Below are 19530 nucleotides of genomic sequence, written 5' to 3' on the forward strand. Positions count from 1 at the left end.
ATCCCGTTATACTAAAAGGCCTTTTGCCGCCTGCGGGTCCAGGGCTTCCGGGCGCTCGCAGGTGGTTTTGATGTCAATGAAAGTCCCACTCTCGCCAGAAGCGAGAATCGACGTCATCACATCGACAACATGCAGAGCAAATTCCAAAGAGCAACGGTGCGGCCGATTTTCCAGGATGGCGAGGGCCATATCGGCCAGGCCTGCCGTTCGGTAATTGGCGTGGCCACGGTCGTTTGATTTGGAGAACGGATGGTTCCAGGCTTCCGACAGGGTCACGAAACTGCCCTTGTCCGTCATGCGCACTTCACCACCGAAGAAATTTGGATCCGGCACATGCAGCGTGCCGGAACGGCCGTAAAGCTCCATGTTGGAATGGCCGTGCTGCCACACGTCCCAGCTGGCGCAATAGGTGATCTGGGCGCCGGACTGGAACTGCATCACCGCGTGGATCGTCGTCGGTGTTTCCACCTTGATCTTTTCACCGTTGCGCGGCTCGGAGGTGATGGTGCGATATTCAGATCCGGCGGAACTCATAGCGCAAACCCGCTTCACCGGTCCAAGTAGCTGCACCAGGTTGGAAACGTAGTAAGGCCCGAGATCGAGGATCGGGCCACCACCCGCCTGGAAAAAGAAGTCCGGGTTTGGGTGCCACATTTCCATGCCCGGGCTCTGTACGAAACAGGTGCCTGACGTCACCTTGCCAATGGCGTCACTATCGATCAGGTGCCGGGCAAGCTGGTGTGCTCCGCCCAGGAAGGTGTCGGGGGCCGACCCGACCCTGAGGCCTTTTTCCTTCGCAATCGCGGCAAGGGATTCGCCCTCTTCCAGGCTGAGCACGAACGGCTTTTCCGAATAGACATGCTTGCCGGCTTCCAGAACGCGTCTGGAGACTTCGTAGTGAACGGCCGGAACCGTCAGGTTGACGATGATGTCGATATCGCTTGCCGCCAGCAGGCCGTCAACGGTTTCGGCTCTCAGGCCGAATTCCTCGGCACGTGCTTTTGCGGCAGCTTCATTGATGTCGGCGCAGGCGCGCACCTCGATGCCCTTGAAGAGCGGAGAGAGGCGCATGTAGGCGGCCGAAATGTTTCCGCATCCGAGGATGCCGATGCCAAGTGTCTTGCTCATGGGGTTACCTCAGTAGGTGCGGAAGGCCGCAACGGAGCGGGTGGCGAAACGGTCGAAGTCGGAAGGCTTGTCGTGTTCCATGACGAAGAGATCGACCCCGACGCCGCGAAGCGCCGACATGATGCCCTTCCAGTCCATGGTGCCCTGGCCGACGTCGGCCCAGCCGTCCTCGTCGGCACATTCGCCCTCTGGCGCGATGTCCTTCACGTGGGCCGTGGTGATGCGGCTGGCGTATTTCTCGATCCAGTCGAGCGGGTCCTGATTGCCGCGCACGATCCAGGCAATATCGGCTTCCCATTCGATGGAAGGGGCGGCCTCCATCAGGATGTCCATCGGCAGGCGGCCATCGGCGCAGGCATTGAATTCGAAATCGTGGTTATGCCAACCGAACCGCAGGCCGGCATCGCGGATCTTTTGACCGATGGCTTCCAGCCGCTCGGCGATGGACTGCCACATGGCCGCATCCGGAATGCGTTGCTCGGGCGGCACGGCGGGAACGAAGATCCGCTCCATGCCAAGGGTCTGGGCAGTGCTGATCACCTTGGCGAGGTCGTCTTCGAACTGCTCCATCGGAAAGAAATGTCCCGACGGCATCTTGAGACCCTGGGCGTCGAGCATGTCGCGAAAGGCCGCCAGGTTCTCGTAGTTTCCACGGAACCCCTCGACCTGGGTATAGCCGAGATCCGCAAGCCGCTTGAGAACGCCGTCCCATGGGGTGAATTCGCGGGCTGAATAGAGCTGGAAAGAAATATCCATCTTGATTGTCCTGAAGTGGTTAAGGACCGGCCTAGAGCCGGGATTCCGAGGTTTTGTCGAAAAGATTGGCGCGGGCGGGATCGAACCCGACCGTGATTGCGTCGCCGTGCCGGATGTTCGCCTGACCGTCCATGCGCACCCACAGCGTCTGGTCGCCGGTGGTAAAGCGGACGAGCGTATCCGAACCGAGCGGTTCCACCAGTTCCACCTGCCCGTCCAACCGAACGAGCGCGGTGTCTGCTTCCGCGCCGCTGACCATGTGTTCCGGACGGATGCCGAACCAGGCAGCGCCTGCGGCAGGTGGGCCGTTCTGGAATGTGTAACCGTCAAGCGAGAAGGTCTTTCCGCCTGACGCGAACCGGTAGTTTCCGCCGGCTTCTTCCAGCTCTCCTTCAAAGAAATTCATGGTCGGCGAACCGATGAACTCGGCCACATACTTGTTGGCCGGCCGGTTGTAGATCTCGTTGGGCGAGGCCAGCTGCAGGATCTGGCCACCACGCATGATGGCAATCCGGTCGGCCAGCGTCATGGCCTCGATCTGGTCGTGGGTGACGTAGATCATGGTGTTGGACAGCTTCTGGTGCAGCTGCTTGATCTCGACCCGCAGGTCCGCCCGCAGCTTGGCGTCCAGGTTCGACAGCGGTTCGTCGAACAGGAAAACGTCGGCATCGCGCACCAGAGCCCGGCCGATGGCGGCACGCTGGCGCTGGCCACCGGAAAGGGCGGCCGGCTTGCGGTTGAGCAACGGTTCGATCTGCAAAACTTTTGCGGCCCGGTTCACCCGCTCCTGGATTTCCGCCTTGGGCAGGCCCGCGTTCTTCAGGCCGAAGCTCAGGTTCCCGGCAACGGTCATCTGCGGGTAGAGCGCATAGGACTGGAACACCATGCCGATGCCGCGCTGGGAAGGCTCCTCCCAGGTCACGTTGCGCCCGCCGATGAAGATCTGCCCGCCGGTCACGTCCAGCAGCCCGGCAATGCAGTTCAAAAGGGTTGATTTTCCGCAGCCCGAAGAGCCGAGCAGCACGAGAAATTCACCCTGGCCGACATCGAGGTTGAGATCCTTCAGAACGTCCAGGCTTCCGAAACTCAGGGAAAGGTTATTGATGGAGATACTTGGTTCCATGGGTCGTCTCGTTAGCCTTTCACCGCACCGGCGGCGATGCCGCGCACGAAGAGTTTTCCGGAGATGAAGTAGATGGTGAGGGGAACGAGGCCGGTCAGAATGGTCGCGGCCATGTTGACGTTGTATTCCTTCACCCCTTGCGTGGAATTGACGATGTTGTTGAGCTGCACCGTCATCGGATAAAGGTCCGGCTTGGTGTAGATCACGCCGAACAGGAAATCGTTCCAGATACCGGTCACCTGCAGGATCATGGCGACAACGAAGATCGGCAGGCTCATCGGCACCATGATCTGGAAGTAGATCGCCCAGAATCCGGCCCCGTCCACGCGCGCCGCCTTGAACAGTTCCTGCGGCACGGAGGCGAAATAGTTGCGGAACAGCAGCGTCAGGATCGGCATGCCGAAGATTGTGTGCACGATCACCAGCCCGGTCAGGCTGCCGTAAAGGCCGATTTCCCGCAGCATGATCACGATCGGATAGATCATCACCTGGTAGGGAATGAAGGCCCCGACGATCAGGATCGTGAAGAAGGTTTCCGAGCCCTTGAAGCGCCAGTTGGCAAGCGCATATCCGTTTACCGAGGCAATCGCGATCGACAGGATTACGGACGGGATCAGGATCTTGACCGAATTGAAGAAGCCGCGTGACAGGCCATCGCAGTTGAGGCCGGTGCAGGCTTCCGCCCAGGCCTTCACCCAGGGCTGGAAGGTGATCTCCACGGGAGGTGAGAAGATGTTGCCAAGCCGGATCTCCGGCATGCCTTTCAGCGAGGTGACGATCATCACGTAGAGCGGCAGCAGGTAATAGAGGCAGACGACGATCAGCGTGCCGTAGATCAGGATGTTCCTGCGGGACAGCGCCTTGCGCGGCTTGCGGCCGGCGGGGCCTTCGACCATCCGGCTGCCGGATGGCGTGCCGTCGCCGTGGCGGAGTGCCCGGTCGGGGCCGGCTTCGGCCGGGCCGGCATCGTATTTCATCGATCCTTTGAGGAGGTGGGGCGTCTTGGTCATTTGCGCTTGCCTCCGAACTCGAGATAGGCCCAGGGCACAACGATGATGACGACCGTCAGCAGCATCATGGTGGAAGCGGCAAAGCCCTGGCCGAGGTTCTGCGACAGGAACATGGCGTCATAGACGTATTTGGCCGGAACTTCGGAGGAGATGCCGGGCCCCCCGCCGGTCTGGGCGACGACCAGGTCGTAGACCTTGATGATGCCGGAGGCGATCAGCACGATTGCGGTGATGAAGATGCCGCGCATCATCGGAATGACGATGAAGATATAGGTCTTCCACATCGGGATGCCGTCGATCTTGGCGGCCTTCCAGATGTCCTCGTCAATCCCCCGAAGACCCGCCAGCATCAGGCACATGATCAGCCCGGTTCCCTGCCAAAGGCCGGCGATGAGGATGCCATAGATGACGATCTCGGGATTGTAGAGCGGGTCGAAATTGAAACTCTCCCAGCCGAGGCTGCGCACCACGTGCTGGATGCCGAAGTCGGGATTGAGAATCCACTGCCAGGCAAGACCCGTGACGATGAAGCTGAGCGCGAAGGGATAGAGCAGGATTGTTCTGAACGTGTCCTCGAACCGGATCTTCTGGTCGAGCAGGGCCGCCAGCATGAAGCCGATCAGCAGCGAGAAAATCAGCGAGAATGCTCCGTAGATGGCCAGGTTTTCAATGGAGATCAGCCACTTGCTGCTGCTCCACAGCCGGTCGTACTGGGCAAGACCGACGAATTTCTCACGCGGCAGGAGCTTGGAGTTGGTGAAGGAATAAAGAACCGTCCAGGCGGTTCCGCCGATGAAGACCACCACGGCGGTGATGATCATCGGAACCGCGGCCACCTTGGCGCTGATGTTCCGATGCCACCTCGCGGGGCGCGTAGCTGCGGCCATGCCGAAAACTTCCTTGTCGAGACGTCCAGGGTGATGTCGGGCGCTCCCTGCGCGCCGGAGCGCGCAGGGCTGGAGGACGCCGCCTGGCCGCTGTCCCGGTAAAGTTGGGACCGTGCGGCGCGGGCGGCGGGCCTTTTTCCGCTGTTAGTCGGCGTTGCCGACGATCGACGCGAACATCGACTGTGCGTCTTCAGCGGTCATGGACGGGTTGTTGAAGAACTCGACGAAGAGGTCGTTCACCTGGGTCAGGCTGTCGGCGGACATCAGCTGGTCCGGAGACTGGATGACATTGCCTTTGGCCAGGATGTCGAGGCCCTTCTTCATGCAGTCGTTTGCAGCCGCAAGATCGACGTCGCCACGCACTGGCAGCGAGCCTTTCTTCAGGTTGAAGGCAACCTGGGCTTCCGGGGAAAGCATGACCTTTGCCAGTTCGCCCTGGGCTTCGGTGATGGCCGGGTCGTCCACTTTCGGGAAGTAGAACGCGTCGCCACCGGTCATGATGACCTCGTTGACGCCAAGGCCGGGCAGGCAGGTGTAGTCCTCGCCGGCAACCTGGTTGGCGACCTGGAACTCACCCTGCGCCCAGTCACCCATGATCTGGCCTGCGGCCTTGCCGGTGATGACCATGGTGGTGGCATCGTTCCAGCCTTGGACGTTGGAGTCCTTGGACATGTCGCGAGCAGTCGCGGCGGCCTGGAAGACCTTTGCCATTTCCTCACTGCCGGCAAGCTCTGCATCCTTCTCGCCGAAGATCTTCGTATAGGCCTCAGGTCCGGCGAGCGCGGTGAGAAGCACCTGGAACGCCAGTGTCGTCTGCCAGGGCTGCTGCCCCATGGCCAGCGGCACGATGCCTGCCTCCTGAAGCTTGGGTGCTGCGGCAGCGTATTCGTCCCAGTTGGTCGGAACCGCCAGGCCGTTGTCCTCGAACACCTTGTTGTTCAGCCAGAGCCACTGCTGCGAATGAATGTTGACCGGAACGCAATAGATGCGGCCATCCAGCGTGCAGCTGTCGAGCAGGCTGGAGGGATGGATGACTTCTTTCCAGTTACCTTCCTCTGCAATGTCCGTGAGGTCGCGCATCAGGCCGGCTTCCACCAGTTCCTCTGCCTGGCGGCCATGGTTGAACTGTGTTGCGCCCATCGGATCGCCGCCGGTGATACGGCTGATCATGATCGGGCGGGCTGTGCCGCCGGAACCGGCAATCGCACCGTCAACCCACTTGTTGCCGGTCGCGTCAAATGCCTTTGCGAATTCGGCAACCGCAGCCGCTTCGCCGCCTGAAGTCCACCAGTGGGTAACTTCCAGGTCGGTCGCATTCGCGGCCGTTGCTGCACAAAGGGCGGTCGTTGCTGCAAAAACTGCACGTAGTGCTTTCATCATTTCCTCCCATCGAACGTGAACTGTCCGATTGTCCTCACCATGCGGCCTCCACCGCATTTTGTAATCGATTACATTTTATTGTATGCTATATGTAATCGATTACATTCATCATTCTCGGGAAACGGTCTTGTGTCAACCCGGAATGTCGGATCAGACAGTTTCGAGGACGAACCCGCCGTCATGGCGGCAGGCGCCCAGGCTCAAAAAAGAGAAATACCGGAGAAGGCCTTGGCCCAGAAAATAGCACGAATTCAAGATGTTGCCAAAGAGGCGGGCGTATCGACCGCAACAGTCAGCCGGGCGCTGAGCAATCCTGAACTTTTGACAGAGGCAACCCGCGACATCGTCTTCGCGGCGATCCGGTCCACCGGTTACCGGGTCAACCGGGCAGCGCGTAACCTGCGTACCCAGCAGGCAGGAGCCATCCTGGTTCTGGTGCCAAACCTCGGCAATCCGTTCTTTTCCCAGATCCTGGCCGGGATAAGTGCATCCTTCGGCAACCGTGACTATTCCGTCCTGATCGCCGATACCAAGGACCATGCCACGAGTGGCAAACACGTGGTCGACTACTTTCTGGACGCCCAGATCGACGGCATGATCTGTCTGGACGGAGCGATCTCCCACCAGGAATTGCAGCTGTTCGAAGACAACGGCGTCTCCGGCAAGATCGTCTTTGCGTGTGAATGGGCGCACGACGTGGCGTTGCCTTCCGTGCGCAGCGACAACGTTCGCGGGGCGCAACTGGCCGTCCGGCACCTGTATGACCTTGGCCATCGCAAGATTGCCCATGTCACAGGTCCGCAGGAAAATGTTCTGACGCATGCCCGGCGCGAAGGCATGCTGGCCGAACGTGCAAGGCTGGAGCTGCCTGCCCGTGAGGAATGGATCATCCGGGGCGACTTTTCGCTGGAATCCGGCCGGATGGCCGGTGAGAGGATCCTGGCGATGAATGATCGGCCAACGGCGGTTTTTTGTGCGTCTGACCAGGTTGCCTTCGGGCTGATCTCGACGCTGACCGCAAACGGTGTCCGCGTTCCGGAGGATATTTCCGTCGTCGGGTTCGATGATATCGAGCTGTCGGAGTTTTATGTCCCGGCACTTACAACCATTCGGCAGGATCGGCGCGCGCTTGGTGCCAGGGCTGTTTCCCTCCTGCTGGATTGTATTGACGTTGCGCACACCAAGCCAGACGTCGTGATGGAACCGGTAATGGTTGATGTAGAGCTGGTAGTGAGGGCCAGCGCCGTGCCGCCGGTTTGTTGAATGGCAGCCCTGTTGCCCACCGCTTGTGGGGTCGAAAATCGAGCCCGCAAGGTTCAAGCAGGCATGCGGTTGTAATTTTACAGGCTGCGCGAATTCGATGTAGGCGTCGATCAGCAGTGAATCTAGCCTGCAGCATAAATCATGCAACTTAACGTCGGTGTGAAAAGAAAATCTAAGGTTGAATCGAATACATCTTTCTTGCTCGCAGTCAGGTCATGTGTACCTGTCAATTTATTGGGTGAACGAATTTGCTAAGTCGGTAAATTGTTCCTACTAGGCAAATATTGCCCGAAACTGATTTCAGTTTAATTTCGGCGTTATTTTATTTTTATTTCAAAGATTAAATTAGACTACATATTTATTGTAATTTATCGCGGTGGTTTAGCGTTTAGTTAACTTGAATATGTCACTCTAGATAGTACCGTCAATTTTTGGGTGATAAAAATGCGTAGTTTGGCTTTTGCCTTGGCATTGTCCCTTTGCACTTTTTTCTTACACACTGACGTGTCGTCGGCACAGGGCCCGCTGAAAGTCGTGGGTACCGGTGACGGCCTTGAAATGCTTCAGGAAATTGGTGCGGGCTTTGTCGAAAATCGTTCCGATATCAATCTTGAAATTCCACCAAGCATTGGCTCGGGTGGCGGTATAGCCGCCGTCAGCTCCGGCACGGAGCGCCTGGGCCGGGTCGCGCGTCCCCTGAAGGACAGTGAGGTGGAATTCGGCCTCGTTTATCTGCCGATTGCAAAAATACCCAGCGCAATCTTCACGCACCCGTCTACCGGTATCGATGCTTTGACCAGCGAAGAACTGGTCAAGCTGTATTCCGGTGAAATAGTCAATTGGTCCGAATTGGGCGGTGCCGATCTGCGTGTCCGCCTCGTCCGCCGCGAAGACGCGGACAGCACCTTGCAGGTTTTGAAATCGTCGATGCCGGGCTGGGCGGATATGGAGTTCTCGCCGCGCTCGAAAACGGCCCTTACCACCCAGGAAGCAATTTCCAGCGCGCGCGAAGTCGAAGGCGCGATTGCTTTCGGTCCTTATTCGAAGCCGCTTGAAGACGGACTGTCGGTCCTCAAGATCGATGGTCACCATCCGACTGATCCGGGGTACCCGAGTTCGGTAACCCTCGCCTTGATCTACAAGGAAGGCACGCTGGACGATGAGATGAAGGCCTTCATCGACTACGCCCAGTCGGGTCAGGCTCACACATTGATCAGTAACTACGGTGGCGTACCCGTCGGTAGATAACCCAATTGGTCCACATGATCCGTCACTCGTCCCTTCTCTGGCATTATACATACGGCGCCGTTTTCACGGCGGTGTGTGCATTTGCCGGTCTTATCGGACTGGTGGCTTTCCAGCTTGAAGACAGCATGCAGCGTCAGGAGGCCGAGCTTCTGGAGCTTTCCCGCGCGCGTCTTGTGGAAACCCTGTCCGCCGACGTGAAGCTTGCCGGGACCCGTATGGAGTTCCTGTTTCAGGACAGGCTTCGTCGGATAAATGCGTTGTCGGAGAGGGTGGATACCGCCAAGGCCGTTGAGTCACGCAATGTCGTGGCCATGTCGGAACTGCTTGGCCCGGCGGCGAAACTGGCGGATGTGGATGGCATCGTCGTTCTGGACGAGGAAGGCCATGTGATCGGCGCCTCATCCTATTCTGCGGACCTCGTCGAACTGGGGTCCAAGATGCAGGGTCTGAGCTTCTTCAACGAGGTTGCCAAGTCGCTGAAAGACAGCTTTCCGGGAGAGAAGCTGACCTATTCCGGCGTCTTGCCCAAATCCGAAACGGGTGTGTTCGTGCCGGGCGATCGGGACAATGAAGTGTCTCAGATCGCGTTTGTCCCGGTTTTCGATGATTTCGGCTATGTGATCGGCGGACTTGTCGCGCAACGTTGGCTGCGGCCGGAAGAGCCACTCCTGGCGGATCTGGCAAAAATCAATTCCTTCGAAATGGCGATCGTTTTCGACGGTCAGATCATTTCCACGGCGAATTTCACCGGAAACTATTCGGATCTCACACGCTCGAAGGAAACGCCGAACATCACCCTGGACGGTGGGCATGTCATCGAATGTGGTGTCCCGGTCGTTCCCATGACTGTCTGTGCGCTGACGCCTATCGCGGCGCTGACCGAAATTCAGAACAAACTGACCCGCATCGGCACCGAAGAAGAAGCCAAGCTGCTCCGGCGGCTGTTCCTGTTCGGACTGATCGCGCTGGTGGCTTTTGCTGCAGTCGCCTTTCTCATGTCGCGGCAGATTACCCGGCCGCTGACCAAGATCACACGTGTATTGACCGGCATCGCAGCGGGCGACTTCGAAAGCAAGGTGGTTGGCACCGAGCGGCTGGACGAAGTCGGTGACATCGCCAGATCGGTCGTTTCCTTGCAGCGATCCGTCAAGGAACGCGACGCCTTGCGCGAACGCGTGCACGAAAAGAACTCCATCCTGCGCTCTCAGGAAGCCCAGTTGCGCGAGCAGAACGTTCTCTTTGATGCTGCTCTCAACAACATGTCGCACGGTCTGTGCATGTTCGACGTCGATGGCAGGTTGATTGTTTCGAACCAGCGCTACGCCGAATTGTTCGAAGTCGAGCCGGGCAGGATAAAGTCGGGTATGACGGCTGCTCAGCTCGCAACGCTGCAGAAAGTTGATGCCGTTGAAACCGGTGACATGGCTCTGCACGATTCCCGGATCGGGGATCACAGGTATTCAGGTGGCTCGCAAAGCACCGAAATGGTGAAGATCCGCTCGGGCCGTATCGTCCTGACCACCCGCCAGCCGCTGGCGGAAGGTGGTTGGGTGGCGATATCCGAAGACATCACCGAACGGCAGGAAGCCCGTGACCGGCTGGCGTTCCTGGCGCGTCACGACCTTCTGACGCAGCTGCCGAACCGCATCGAATTCCGGGACCAGCTGGACATGCTGTTGAACCAGCAACTGGTCAAGGGGGGCGAGTTCGCCATTCTGTGCCTCGACCTGGACGAGTTCAAAACGGTCAACGACAGCCTTGGGCACCCGATTGGCGACGAACTCTTGCGGCAGGTGGCGGAGCGTCTGCGCGCCCTCATCGGCCGAAAGGACGTTGTCGTCCGCCTTGGCGGCGACGAATTTGCGATCCTCACCGGTCTGCCCTGCAGGCTGGCTGATGTCGAGGAACTGGCGCAGTCGGTAATCTGGGAGATTTCCCAGCCGTTCCAGATCACGGACCATGAACTCGTAATCGGCGTCAGCATCGGCATCACAATTGCGAGGGCCGACGGCACCGCAGGCGACGAACTGTTCAAGCAGGCGGACCTTGCGCTCTACCGGGCCAAGGAAGACGGCCGCAATACCTACCGTTTCTTTGAAAAGGACATGGGCACGGCCGTGAACGACCGGCGAGAGCTCATAACCGATCTCAGAACCGCGGTCGCCAATGACGAACTGGAGCTTTATTTCCAGCCGCAATACACGCTCGTGGACGACCGGGTGTCCGGTTTCGAGGCGCTGGTGCGCTGGAACCACCCGACAAGGGGCATGGTTTCTCCGGCCGATTTCATTCCGCTTGCCGAAGATACCGGCCTGATCACCCAGCTGGGCGAATGGGTGTTGAAGGAAGCGTGCCGGATCGCATCCAATTGGCCGGACCACCTCAGGATCGCCGTCAACCTGTCACCCCGGCAGCTGCGTGGCCATGCATTTGGTCCGGTGCTGATTGATGCCCTGACGCAAACGGGTCTCAAGGCCGACCGTCTTGAACTGGAAGTGACCGAAAGCGTGCTTCTGACCGATTCCGAAGACGTTCTGGATTCGCTGCACCAGGCCAAGTCGCTTGGCGTGAAGGTGTCCATGGACGATTTCGGAACCGGCTATTCCTCGCTCAGCTACCTGCGCCGCTTCCCGTTCGACAAGATCAAGATCGACCAGTCCTTCGTCCGCTCGATGGCCTATTCGGACGACTCCATTTCCATCGTGAAAGCGGTCATCGAACTCGCCAACAATCTCAACATGACCACCACCGCCGAAGGTGTGGAGACCAAGCAGCTTCTCGACATGCTGACCGAAATCGGCTGCACGGAAGCGCAGGGCTACTATCTGGGCAGACCCATGCCTGTCGCCAGCACCGAAGAGCTGATCTATGCGGGCGAACGGTCTCTGACAACCGCCGCGCAATAGTCCGGCAACACCCACTCACTTTCAGGAGAGGCAGGTGTAGCGCCCTGGCGTCAGCCGGCGGAAGCCGAGGTGAACGGTGCGGATGCCTTTCGGATAAGGTTTCCAGCAAGGGCCAGCAGGCCGCTCTCTTCTTCCGCCACAAAAAACGGATCGGCGTAGAAGGTTGCCCCTGCGCCTAGCGCGATCTCCCGCATGGCGTCGACATGTGACGGCGCACCGGCCGAATAGACGACGTGATCGGGCGTAAGTTGTCCGACCAGTTCATGCGGCCGCGCCTTGCGCACCGTCTCGTCGTCGCCATCGCCTGCCGTCAGCGTGATCGGAATGCCCCGGCCTTGCAGCCAGCGTACCGCGTCGCGCATGTAGATCCCGTCCCGGGTTCTCGACCCGGCAATGATGCGGATTTCACGGCCGGTCTGGCCCAGGCTTGCAGCAACGGCGATCGACCAGATCGGTGCGAACCCGGTGCCGGTCGAGGTGAGCAGGATCGGGTTCTGCTGCCGCCGCAAAAACGCATTGCCGAACGGGCCTCGCAGCTTGACGGCATGTCCCTTGGCAATTTCCTTGCCCAGCTTCGACGATACGATGCTGTCCGGGTAGACCTTGATGTGAAACACAAGGACGTTCTCTTCCGCATCCAGGTTGAGCGGGGTCGTCGGGCTGTAGTCGCGCGGCGGATATCCTGCAAAGGTCGCGCGCAGATATTGCCCCGGCAGCCAGGGCACGGGCCGCGCCGTCTTGACCCGAACTTCCAGGTATCCGTCCTTGATAGGCCGAATGCTTTCCACCGTTCCCTTTGTGGTCTTCACCAGCGGCACCGGGTCATAGGCGATCTCGGCATCGCCTTCCAGAACGGAAAGGCATCCGAGCACGGTGTCCTTTTCCCGGGTGCCCATGTCATCGATCTGCCCGCTCAAAACGCGGACCCGGCAGGTTTCACATTGGCCGGAACAGCAGTCGTGCGGGATGACGAGGCGTCCGCCCAGCCCGGCGTCGATCAGCGTGTCGCCGACATTGGCCTTGATGGCCTTCCCGTTGATGGTGACCGTACAGGTGCTTTTCGACATGAGTGATTACATCCGTTGAAAGAAACGTCCGGAAAAGACAGGAAAGGCGGGAAGGGCAGGCCTCAATTGAAGGTCAGCCGCACGGGACGGGAATGGCGGGTGTGGCGGGTCTGATTGTGGTCGAAGGCAGAGACCCACAGGAAAAGACCGTCCGTCATGGCAAGGTCCTGGCTCTGGCCGGTATCCATGTCCCGGACGACTTCAAGCGTCCAATGGTCGTCCTGCCACCTGGACCCACCCAGCAAATCTGCCCGGCTGCCGGAGTATTCACCCTCGATGAGAACCCCCGGAATAACCGTCCCGACCGGGATCTCCGCATCTTTTTCCGGCGAGTACGGCACGCTTTCGTTTTCGAACATCCACCACTGCGAGCCCTCGTCTTCGCTCACTTCCGTGGAAAGATCGATGGTGCCCATCAGCGATGTCATCTTCTGATAGTCAACCGGGAGCCGGCGCACGCCGACGGTCCCGTGGTAATGGGTCACGGGATCGCCGATGTAGTTGTAGACGTAGAAAGCCTTGCCTTCATCGGGATTGTAGCCGGCGCTGTAGCGGCTCTTGCCGGCAGCCTGGGCTTCGTTCGGTTCCACCGGCGTCGCGAAATGCATGTCGTCGACGCGCCCCAGCATGCCGCCGCGCGCTGCTTTCCATTGCCACACGTCCACCAGGCTGCCGTCAGTCGTATAGTGCAGGCCGCGGTAATTGAAAGCGCCTGGTTTGTCACTCAGGGGCTTCGGGCCCATGTGGGTGGCACCACCGCCGCCAAAGGTGTCGGTGGTGGAAAAGGCAACCGAGAACTTGTCCTCGTAGTAGGCGGTCTCGTCGGAAATGTCGGCCCGGTTGTTCAACATGTGCCAGCCGTCTTCACGCTTGATCAGCGGATGCCGCTTCAACGACCGGTTCTTGTCTTCCCAACGGAAGGCAAACGCGATCTTGTCCCCCACCTGTACGGCGCGCACCTCGACAGTCGATTCACCTGTTCCGTCCAGGTTCGAGCCTTGCTGTGTTCGGATGAAAACAGGGGCCGCGTCCTGCCAGACCGGATCGTCCAGCGTGCCGTCCAGCTCCGGCAGGGTGGTGCCCTTGGCAACGACTAGGCTGTCGCGTGTGCCGAAATCGAGGCTGACGGCGCCGACAAGCACGATTGCGCCCAGTGCAGTCGCCAGGGCCAGTGGGTGACGGCTCATGCCCGGGAAACGTCGCAGCGCCTGCGGGCGGAACAGCCGCAGCAACTGGGCGACACCGCCATAACAATAATGCAGCACCACATGGGCAACGATATAGGTCAGCACCACGAGGGCGGCCGTGTAATGCACCGTCACCCAGATGCCACCATGACCGATGTAAAGCAGGACGCCCGTTGCCGACAGGGTGAGCACGGCCCCGAACAGGATCCAGTAGGCGATGACGTTGACCGCGGCCAGGCGCAGCTTGGTGCTGGCGGGAAGCGTCAGGACAACGATCTTCTTGGAGGAAATGCGCCGTTTCAGGCGGCCAAGCGTCATATAGGCCGCATAGGCAAAGATCACCGCCAGAACGAATATCGCCGACACATAGTGCCAGGTCCAGATTTCACCCTGTGGCAGGATCGGTTCGAAAAGCTTGGAGAACCAGGCGTGTTCCGCATCCGCCGACAGGCGCATGCCCGTCAGCAGGCTGGTGACGATTGCAACTACCAGCGTCCAATGCAGGAGTATCGTGCCGATGTCGCTGCGTACCGGAGGGCTGCGGTCCTCGGGTCTTTTCGCGGCGCTATCCGCGCCATTGGCGTGCCGGCCTCTTTGGGATTTCTTGGATGAATTGGACGATGAAGGCAGTTCCAGGGCGTGATCAGTCACTTGGTCCGTCAACTTTTCCTCCAGGGCCGCCAGCAATGCGACCGGGTTACCGGCATAGGTTGTGCAACCGGATGTCGGGAAATTTCAAAGCGCTTTGCCTAAAAAATATCACATTTTAACAAAAGTGAAGAAAAAATGGCGAATACAACTGACCTTAAACCTATCCGGGTGGTTTTACGCATGCTTAAAAATCTTCCTCTCGGGAAAAAATTCAGATGACTGAAGAACAATATTGGCGGGAAGGCGCGTGATCGTGAAAAAGAAACGATCATGAAGAATGATCGGGAAAATGGATAATTGATATTCCAATATATAGGTAGAATATCAGGTGGATCGTTTGAAAGTTGCTTTAAATTTGTGCAACGCAACAACACGTCTTCCTGAATGCTGCTTTTCCCTGGGCTTATGCCGGAATTAAGCGGATCAGCGAAGTCGGTCCGCCGTTAACGCAAGTGAAATAGGGTTGCGGCAATGCGGGAGTAAGCCTGCTGCCTCTGGCATGAGCACTTTGATGCAAGTCATACGAACGCAATCATTTCTCTCTTAACTTCATTTTGGTTGAAGCAAGTTGGGTGCCGGGCAACAGTTCAGGTTGTGTGGGATCGAAAAACCCGCCTAAGATGGTTTGCGTTGCAGCAGAACGGGTTTGGCCCGATGTGAGTTAATTTCCTTCCCAAGGGGGCGTTAATGCTGGTCTCCCACACACGGATTGTCGATATCGTTGGCGATATCATTCGCATTCAGGTGTCTTCTTCGAAGAGCGAGTCGGAGGGGCGCCCGTGCCTGGGTGATCTGGCACTGGTCGATTCAGGCAATGGTGCGACGTCTCTCGCACAGGTCATCAACATCGACCGGGACATGGTTTCGCTGCAGGTCAATTCCGGTACCAAGGGCCTCGCCAACAATTCGTCCGTACGCTTTCTGGGTGAGCCGGCCAAGGTCACCTATTCGGACAATATCCTGGGCCGTGTGTTCGACGGCGCGGGGCTACCGATTGACCGGGGCCCGGATCTGTCCAGCGACCCTTCCGTCCCGATCGGCGGACCGTCCGCCAACCCGATGAAGCGCGTGCTCGCCTCGCGTATGATCCGCACAGATGTGCCGATGATCGATATCTTCAACTGCCTCGTGGAAAGTCAGAAGATCCCGATCTTCTCGGTTTCCGGCGAACCCTATAACCCGTTTCTGGCGCGTATCGGCATCCAGGCAGACGCCGATATCGTGGTGTTCGGCGGCCTCGGGCTGATCTTCGATGACTATGCCTTTTTCCGGCAGCAGTTCGAGGATGCGGGCGTTTTCCCGCGCACGGTCATGTTCATCAACCAGGCGTCCGATCCGGTGGTCGAGCGTCTGCAGGTTCCGGACATGGCCCTTGCGGTTGCGGAAAAATTCGCCGTTGAGGAAGGCAAGCGCGTTCTGGTGCTGCTTACCGACATGACCGCCTTCGCAGATGCCATGAAGGAAGTCTCCATTGCGATGGAGCGGGTGCCCGCCAACCGGGGCTATCCGGGCGATCTTTATTCCCAGCTGGCCCGCCGTTATGAAAAGGCCTGCGATTTCAAGGGCTCAGGCTCGGTCACCATCCTTACGGTCACGACAATGCCGGGCAATGACGTCACCCATCCGGTGCCGGACAACACCGGCTACATCACCGAGGGCCAGTTCTATCTGCACAGCGGCGTTCTGGATCCCTTCGGCTCGCTGTCCCGTTTGAAACAGCATGTGATCGGCAAAGTGACGCGTGAGGATCACAACCAGATCATGAACACCATGATCCGCTTCTATTCCGGCGCACGCGATGCGGAGCAGAAGCAGTCCATGGCGTTCGAATTGTCGGATTACGACCACCAGCTTCTGAAGTTTGGCGGCCTTTTCCGGCGGCGTTTCATGGATATCAATGTCGCAATGCCCCTGGAGGAGGCGCTCGACCTGTGCTGGCAGACGCTTGCCGAATGCTTCCAGCCGGAACAGCTTTTGATGAAACAGGGGCTGATCGACAAGTATTTCCCGAAAAGCAAACCTGCCGGCGGAGCGTCTGACGAGGAGGCTGCCTGATGGCGAGGCTGGCCCTCAACAAGTCGTCTCTGGCCCGGGAAAGCGGACAGCTCTCGGAATACAAGCGCTTCCTGCCGTCTCTTGAGCTGAAGAGGCTCCAGATCATGGCCGAGCGCGCCAAGGCCAAGGAAGCAGCCGTCCGCCTCGAGGCGGAGTATGAGGAGCGATTCAACGCTCTTGCGCGGTCTCTGCCGATGATGGCCAACAAGCATGTCCCGCTGGAAGGGCTCGTGGTGCTGAAGCAGGCCGTCGTCGGCGAGCAGAACCTCTCCGGCACCCGGTTGCCGGTCCTGGAGGATATCGAGGTCGAGACGAAACCCTATTCCCGTCTGGCACGCCCGCATTGGGTCGACCCCTATGTCGCAGGCATGCAGGAACTGTTGCGGCTCAACAAGGAGCGGGAAATTGCCAAGGAGCGTATTGCCCGGCTGATCGAGGCCGAAGCGGTTATCTCTCGCAGGGTCAACCTGTTCGAAAAGGTGCTGATCCCGCAGGCGGAACGCAACATCAAGAAAATCCGCATGGCCCTGGCGGACGCGGAACGCGATGCCGTGGTCCGTGCCAAGATCTCCAAACGCAAGACAGCAGCTCGCGGCGCCGAAACCTCGGTGGCCGAACTATGACCATCGTCCCGCTCGTCAAGGTGAATCTGGTCGGCATCCTTGAGGACAAGGAAAAGGTGCTGGAAGCCACGCAGGAATTCGGCGCCCTGCACCTGATCCCCCTGACATCGGCACAAAAGGAACTGGAAGCCGTTCCCGCAGGCCGGGGGCGCGAGGCGAGCGAAGCCCTGCGCTGGCTCATGGACAGCAAGGCGCAGCGTCGTCCGGTCACCCATCTTGACGACTTCGACCTGGAAACGGTGGTCGAAAAGACGCTTGCCAACCGCAAGGCGCTCCGTGACTGCGAAGACCGGGTGGCGCGCCTTGACCAGCGCATTCAGGATGTGGAGCCCTGGGGCGAATTCAGCTTTTCCGACCTGGCCGAAATCGGCGACCACCGGCTGTGGTTCTACGTGGTGCCCAACGCCAAGCTCAAGCTGATCGAACCTTCCGACAAGATCCTGGAGATCGTCCACCGCGACAAGTACCGCAGCTACATCGTGTTGCTTTCTCCGGAAGAACCGGCGGCAAATGCCATGCCGGTGCCGCGCGTTCACGTGGGGGCGGAGGCGCTCTCGGTGCTTCGGCGTCAACATGAAGATGCGACCATCCAACTGGAAGAGCTGGAGCTGCAGCGTCAAGCTCTCACCAAATGGCGGTTCGTGCTGGCGCAGAACCTTGCCGCCGCCCGCGACCATTCCGCCCGCCACAGGGCGTCGCTCGAAACAGCGGACACCGAACAGGTCTTCGTGCTTCAGGCCTGGGCGCGGCGGGACCAGGTCGCGGAAGTCCGCACGCTTTCGGACAGTCTCGGCATCGCCCTGCTGGTGACGGATGTCGAAGAGGCCGATGCGCCGCCCACGCTTCTCGACAACAGCCCGGCGCTGGAAGCGGGAGAGGATCTGGTCGAATTCTACCAGACCCCTGGCTACAGGGGGTGGGACCCTTCGGCAATCGTCTATGTTTCCTTCGTGATCTTCTTCGGCATGATCATGACGGACGCGGGCTATGGCCTGCTTCTTCTTCTGCTGTTGTACCTGTTCCGGGCGCGCTTCAAAGGTTCGGCGTTGGGCCGGCGCATGTTCCGGATGTCCGTCTGGCTGATGATCTCGACGGCGGCCTTCGGCGTGGCAACGGGTAGCTACTTCGGTGTCGCGCCTCCCGAAGGAACGTTTCTCGCGCGCCTGAAGGTGCTGCATCTGAAAGACGTGGACACGATGATGAAGATCACGCTGACCATCGGCGTGACCCATATCGTCATTGCCAACCTGATGCGCGCCTGGCACGAAACGAGCCTGAGCGGTCGCCTGCAGCCTGTCGGCTGGTGTCTGGTGGCACTCGGTGGCCTGGCAACGTTTCTGGGGCAGGGCACTTCCATTGCGGTTATCGGTCCGGTTGCGGTGGTTGCTGGGCTCCTCTTGGTCGGCATCTTCGGCAGCGACCGCAAGGTGACATCACTCAAGACCGGCGGCCTCAGGGTCTTCGATGGCCTCGCCTCGCTGGCCCGTATCGTCAACATTTTCTCTGATGTTCTCAGCTACATGCGCCTGTTTGCGCTGGGGCTTGCGGCAGCGTCGCTTGCCGAAACCATCAACTCGCTCTCGGGCCAGCTCAACCACGCGGTTCCTGGCGTCGGTCTGCTGATCGCCATCGCGGTTCTCGTGCTCGGGCACGCCATCAATATCGGGCTGGGGCTGATCGCCGGCTGCGTGCATGGCCTGCGTCTGAATGTCATTGAATTTTTCAATTGGGGTTTGAAGGACGAGGGCACGCCTTTCCGTCCGTTCAAGAAAGAGGAGACACGCCTGTGAACGAATTCGTTGTGGCTCTCGGCTGGTTTGGGCTGTTCGCGCCGGTCGCCCTCGGCGCCATCGGCAGCGCCTGGGGCTGCGCCCTTGGCGGTAGCGCCGCGATCGGCGCCATGCTGGACAGCGACGGTGGTTACGGCCGCTTCATCGGTGTTTCGCTGATGCCGTCGTCCCAGGTGATCTACGGCATCGTGATCATGTTCTCGTTGCAGCAGCCCACCATTGATGCAGCCAATGGCGCCGCGCTTTTCGGCATCGGCCTCCTGTCTGGCGTCACCATGCTCTACACCGGCATTCGCCAGGGCGAGGTGCTCGCCTCGGCCATTCATGCCTCAAAGGCCAAGCCGGAAATCTTCGGCATTTCCCTCGCTCCGGCGGCGGTGCTGGAAGGCTTTTCGGTCTTTGCTCTCGTCTTCGCGCTGGTCCTGTCCGGCTCGATCCCCGCTTAGGGCCAGAAGG

At 59.4% G+C, this 19530-nt stretch carries 15 protein-coding genes; 7 read left to right on the plus strand and 8 right to left on the minus strand.

Going from position 1 to position 19530, the window contains the following annotated elements; translation table 11 throughout:
* Window positions 1–6: 6 nt before the first annotated feature.
* The 6 genes from Q666_RS35010 to Q666_RS35035 form a co-directional block, all read right to left on the minus strand.
* Window positions 7–1128, minus strand: coding sequence for a Gfo/Idh/MocA family oxidoreductase (locus Q666_RS35010; protein ID WP_022999285.1), 1122 nt, complete (start codon window positions 1126–1128; stop codon window positions 7–9).
* Window positions 1129–1137: 9 nt separating this feature from the next.
* Window positions 1138–1884: a sugar phosphate isomerase/epimerase gene (locus Q666_RS35015; RefSeq protein WP_022999284.1), complete on the minus strand. Its 747-nt coding sequence runs from the start codon at window positions 1882–1884 to the stop codon at window positions 1138–1140.
* Between the two features lie 31 nt (window positions 1885–1915).
* Window positions 1916–3007 (minus strand): ABC transporter ATP-binding protein, encoded by a 1092-nt coding sequence (locus tag Q666_RS35020; protein ID WP_022999283.1) that lies wholly within the window; start codon window positions 3005–3007, stop codon window positions 1916–1918.
* Between the two features lie 11 nt (window positions 3008–3018).
* The gene (locus tag Q666_RS35025) at window positions 3019–3903 is read right to left on the minus strand and encodes a carbohydrate ABC transporter permease (protein WP_031268755.1); all 885 of its coding nucleotides are present in this window, start codon (window positions 3901–3903) and stop codon (window positions 3019–3021) included.
* Window positions 3904–4013: 110 nt separating this feature from the next.
* Complete coding sequence (locus Q666_RS35030) at window positions 4014–4904, minus strand: sugar ABC transporter permease (protein ID WP_022999281.1); 891 nt, start codon at window positions 4902–4904, stop codon at window positions 4014–4016.
* Window positions 4905–5048: 144 nt separating this feature from the next.
* Window positions 5049–6284 carry an ABC transporter substrate-binding protein gene (locus tag Q666_RS35035; protein ID WP_022999280.1) on the minus strand — a complete coding sequence of 412 codons (1236 nt, stop codon included), beginning with the start codon at window positions 6282–6284 and terminating at the stop codon, window positions 5049–5051.
* A gap of 228 nt (window positions 6285–6512) precedes the next feature.
* Between Q666_RS35035 and Q666_RS35040 the strand changes: the two genes are divergently transcribed.
* The 3 genes from Q666_RS35040 to Q666_RS35050 all read left to right on the plus strand — a co-directional run bounded on the left by Q666_RS35040 (window position 6513) and on the right by Q666_RS35050 (window position 11701).
* Complete coding sequence (locus Q666_RS35040) at window positions 6513–7547, plus strand: LacI family DNA-binding transcriptional regulator (protein WP_031268754.1); 1035 nt, start codon at window positions 6513–6515, stop codon at window positions 7545–7547.
* A 504-nt stretch (window positions 7548–8051) separates the two neighbouring features.
* The gene (locus Q666_RS35045; protein ID WP_022999278.1) at window positions 8052–8795 is read left to right on the plus strand and encodes a substrate-binding domain-containing protein; all 744 of its coding nucleotides are present in this window, start codon (window positions 8052–8054) and stop codon (window positions 8793–8795) included.
* Window positions 8796–8809: 14 nt separating this feature from the next.
* A complete protein-coding gene (locus tag Q666_RS35050) occupies window positions 8810–11701 on the plus strand; it encodes an EAL domain-containing protein (RefSeq protein ID WP_022999277.1) in 2892 nt (963 codons plus the stop codon).
* A gap of 50 nt (window positions 11702–11751) precedes the next feature.
* Here the strand turns inward: Q666_RS35050 and Q666_RS35055 are convergent, their stop codons facing one another.
* Entirely contained in the window at window positions 11752–12768 is a 1017-nt protein-coding gene (locus Q666_RS35055) for a 2Fe-2S iron-sulfur cluster-binding protein (RefSeq protein WP_022999276.1), read from the minus strand.
* A 62-nt stretch (window positions 12769–12830) separates the two neighbouring features.
* Window positions 12831–14618 (minus strand): ethylbenzene dehydrogenase-related protein, encoded by a 1788-nt coding sequence (locus tag Q666_RS35060; protein ID WP_286133750.1) that lies wholly within the window; start codon window positions 14616–14618, stop codon window positions 12831–12833.
* 675 nt (window positions 14619–15293) lie between these two features.
* Between Q666_RS35060 and Q666_RS35065 the strand changes: the two genes are divergently transcribed.
* From Q666_RS35065 to Q666_RS35080, 4 genes are read left to right on the plus strand one after another with little or no spacing between them, the layout of a single operon-like run.
* Window positions 15294–16661 (plus strand): V-type ATP synthase subunit B, encoded by a 1368-nt coding sequence (locus Q666_RS35065; protein ID WP_022999274.1) that lies wholly within the window; start codon window positions 15294–15296, stop codon window positions 16659–16661.
* Window positions 16661–17284 (plus strand): V-type ATP synthase subunit D, encoded by a 624-nt coding sequence (locus tag Q666_RS35070; RefSeq protein ID WP_022999273.1) that lies wholly within the window; start codon window positions 16661–16663, stop codon window positions 17282–17284. Before Q666_RS35065 ends, Q666_RS35070 begins: the two co-directional genes overlap by 1 nt.
* Complete coding sequence (locus Q666_RS35075; protein ID WP_022999272.1) at window positions 17281–19074, plus strand: ATP synthase subunit I; 1794 nt, start codon at window positions 17281–17283, stop codon at window positions 19072–19074. The genes Q666_RS35070 and Q666_RS35075 overlap by 4 nt, the downstream gene beginning before the upstream one ends.
* The gene (locus Q666_RS35080) at window positions 19071–19520 is read left to right on the plus strand and encodes an ATP synthase subunit C (protein ID WP_006939055.1); all 450 of its coding nucleotides are present in this window, start codon (window positions 19071–19073) and stop codon (window positions 19518–19520) included. Before Q666_RS35075 ends, Q666_RS35080 begins: the two co-directional genes overlap by 4 nt.
* Window positions 19521–19530 lie beyond the last annotated feature (10 nt).

The organism is Labrenzia sp. C1B70, from assembly GCF_000475395.1.
Classification (GTDB): domain Bacteria; phylum Pseudomonadota; class Alphaproteobacteria; order Rhizobiales; family Stappiaceae; genus Roseibium; species Roseibium algicola.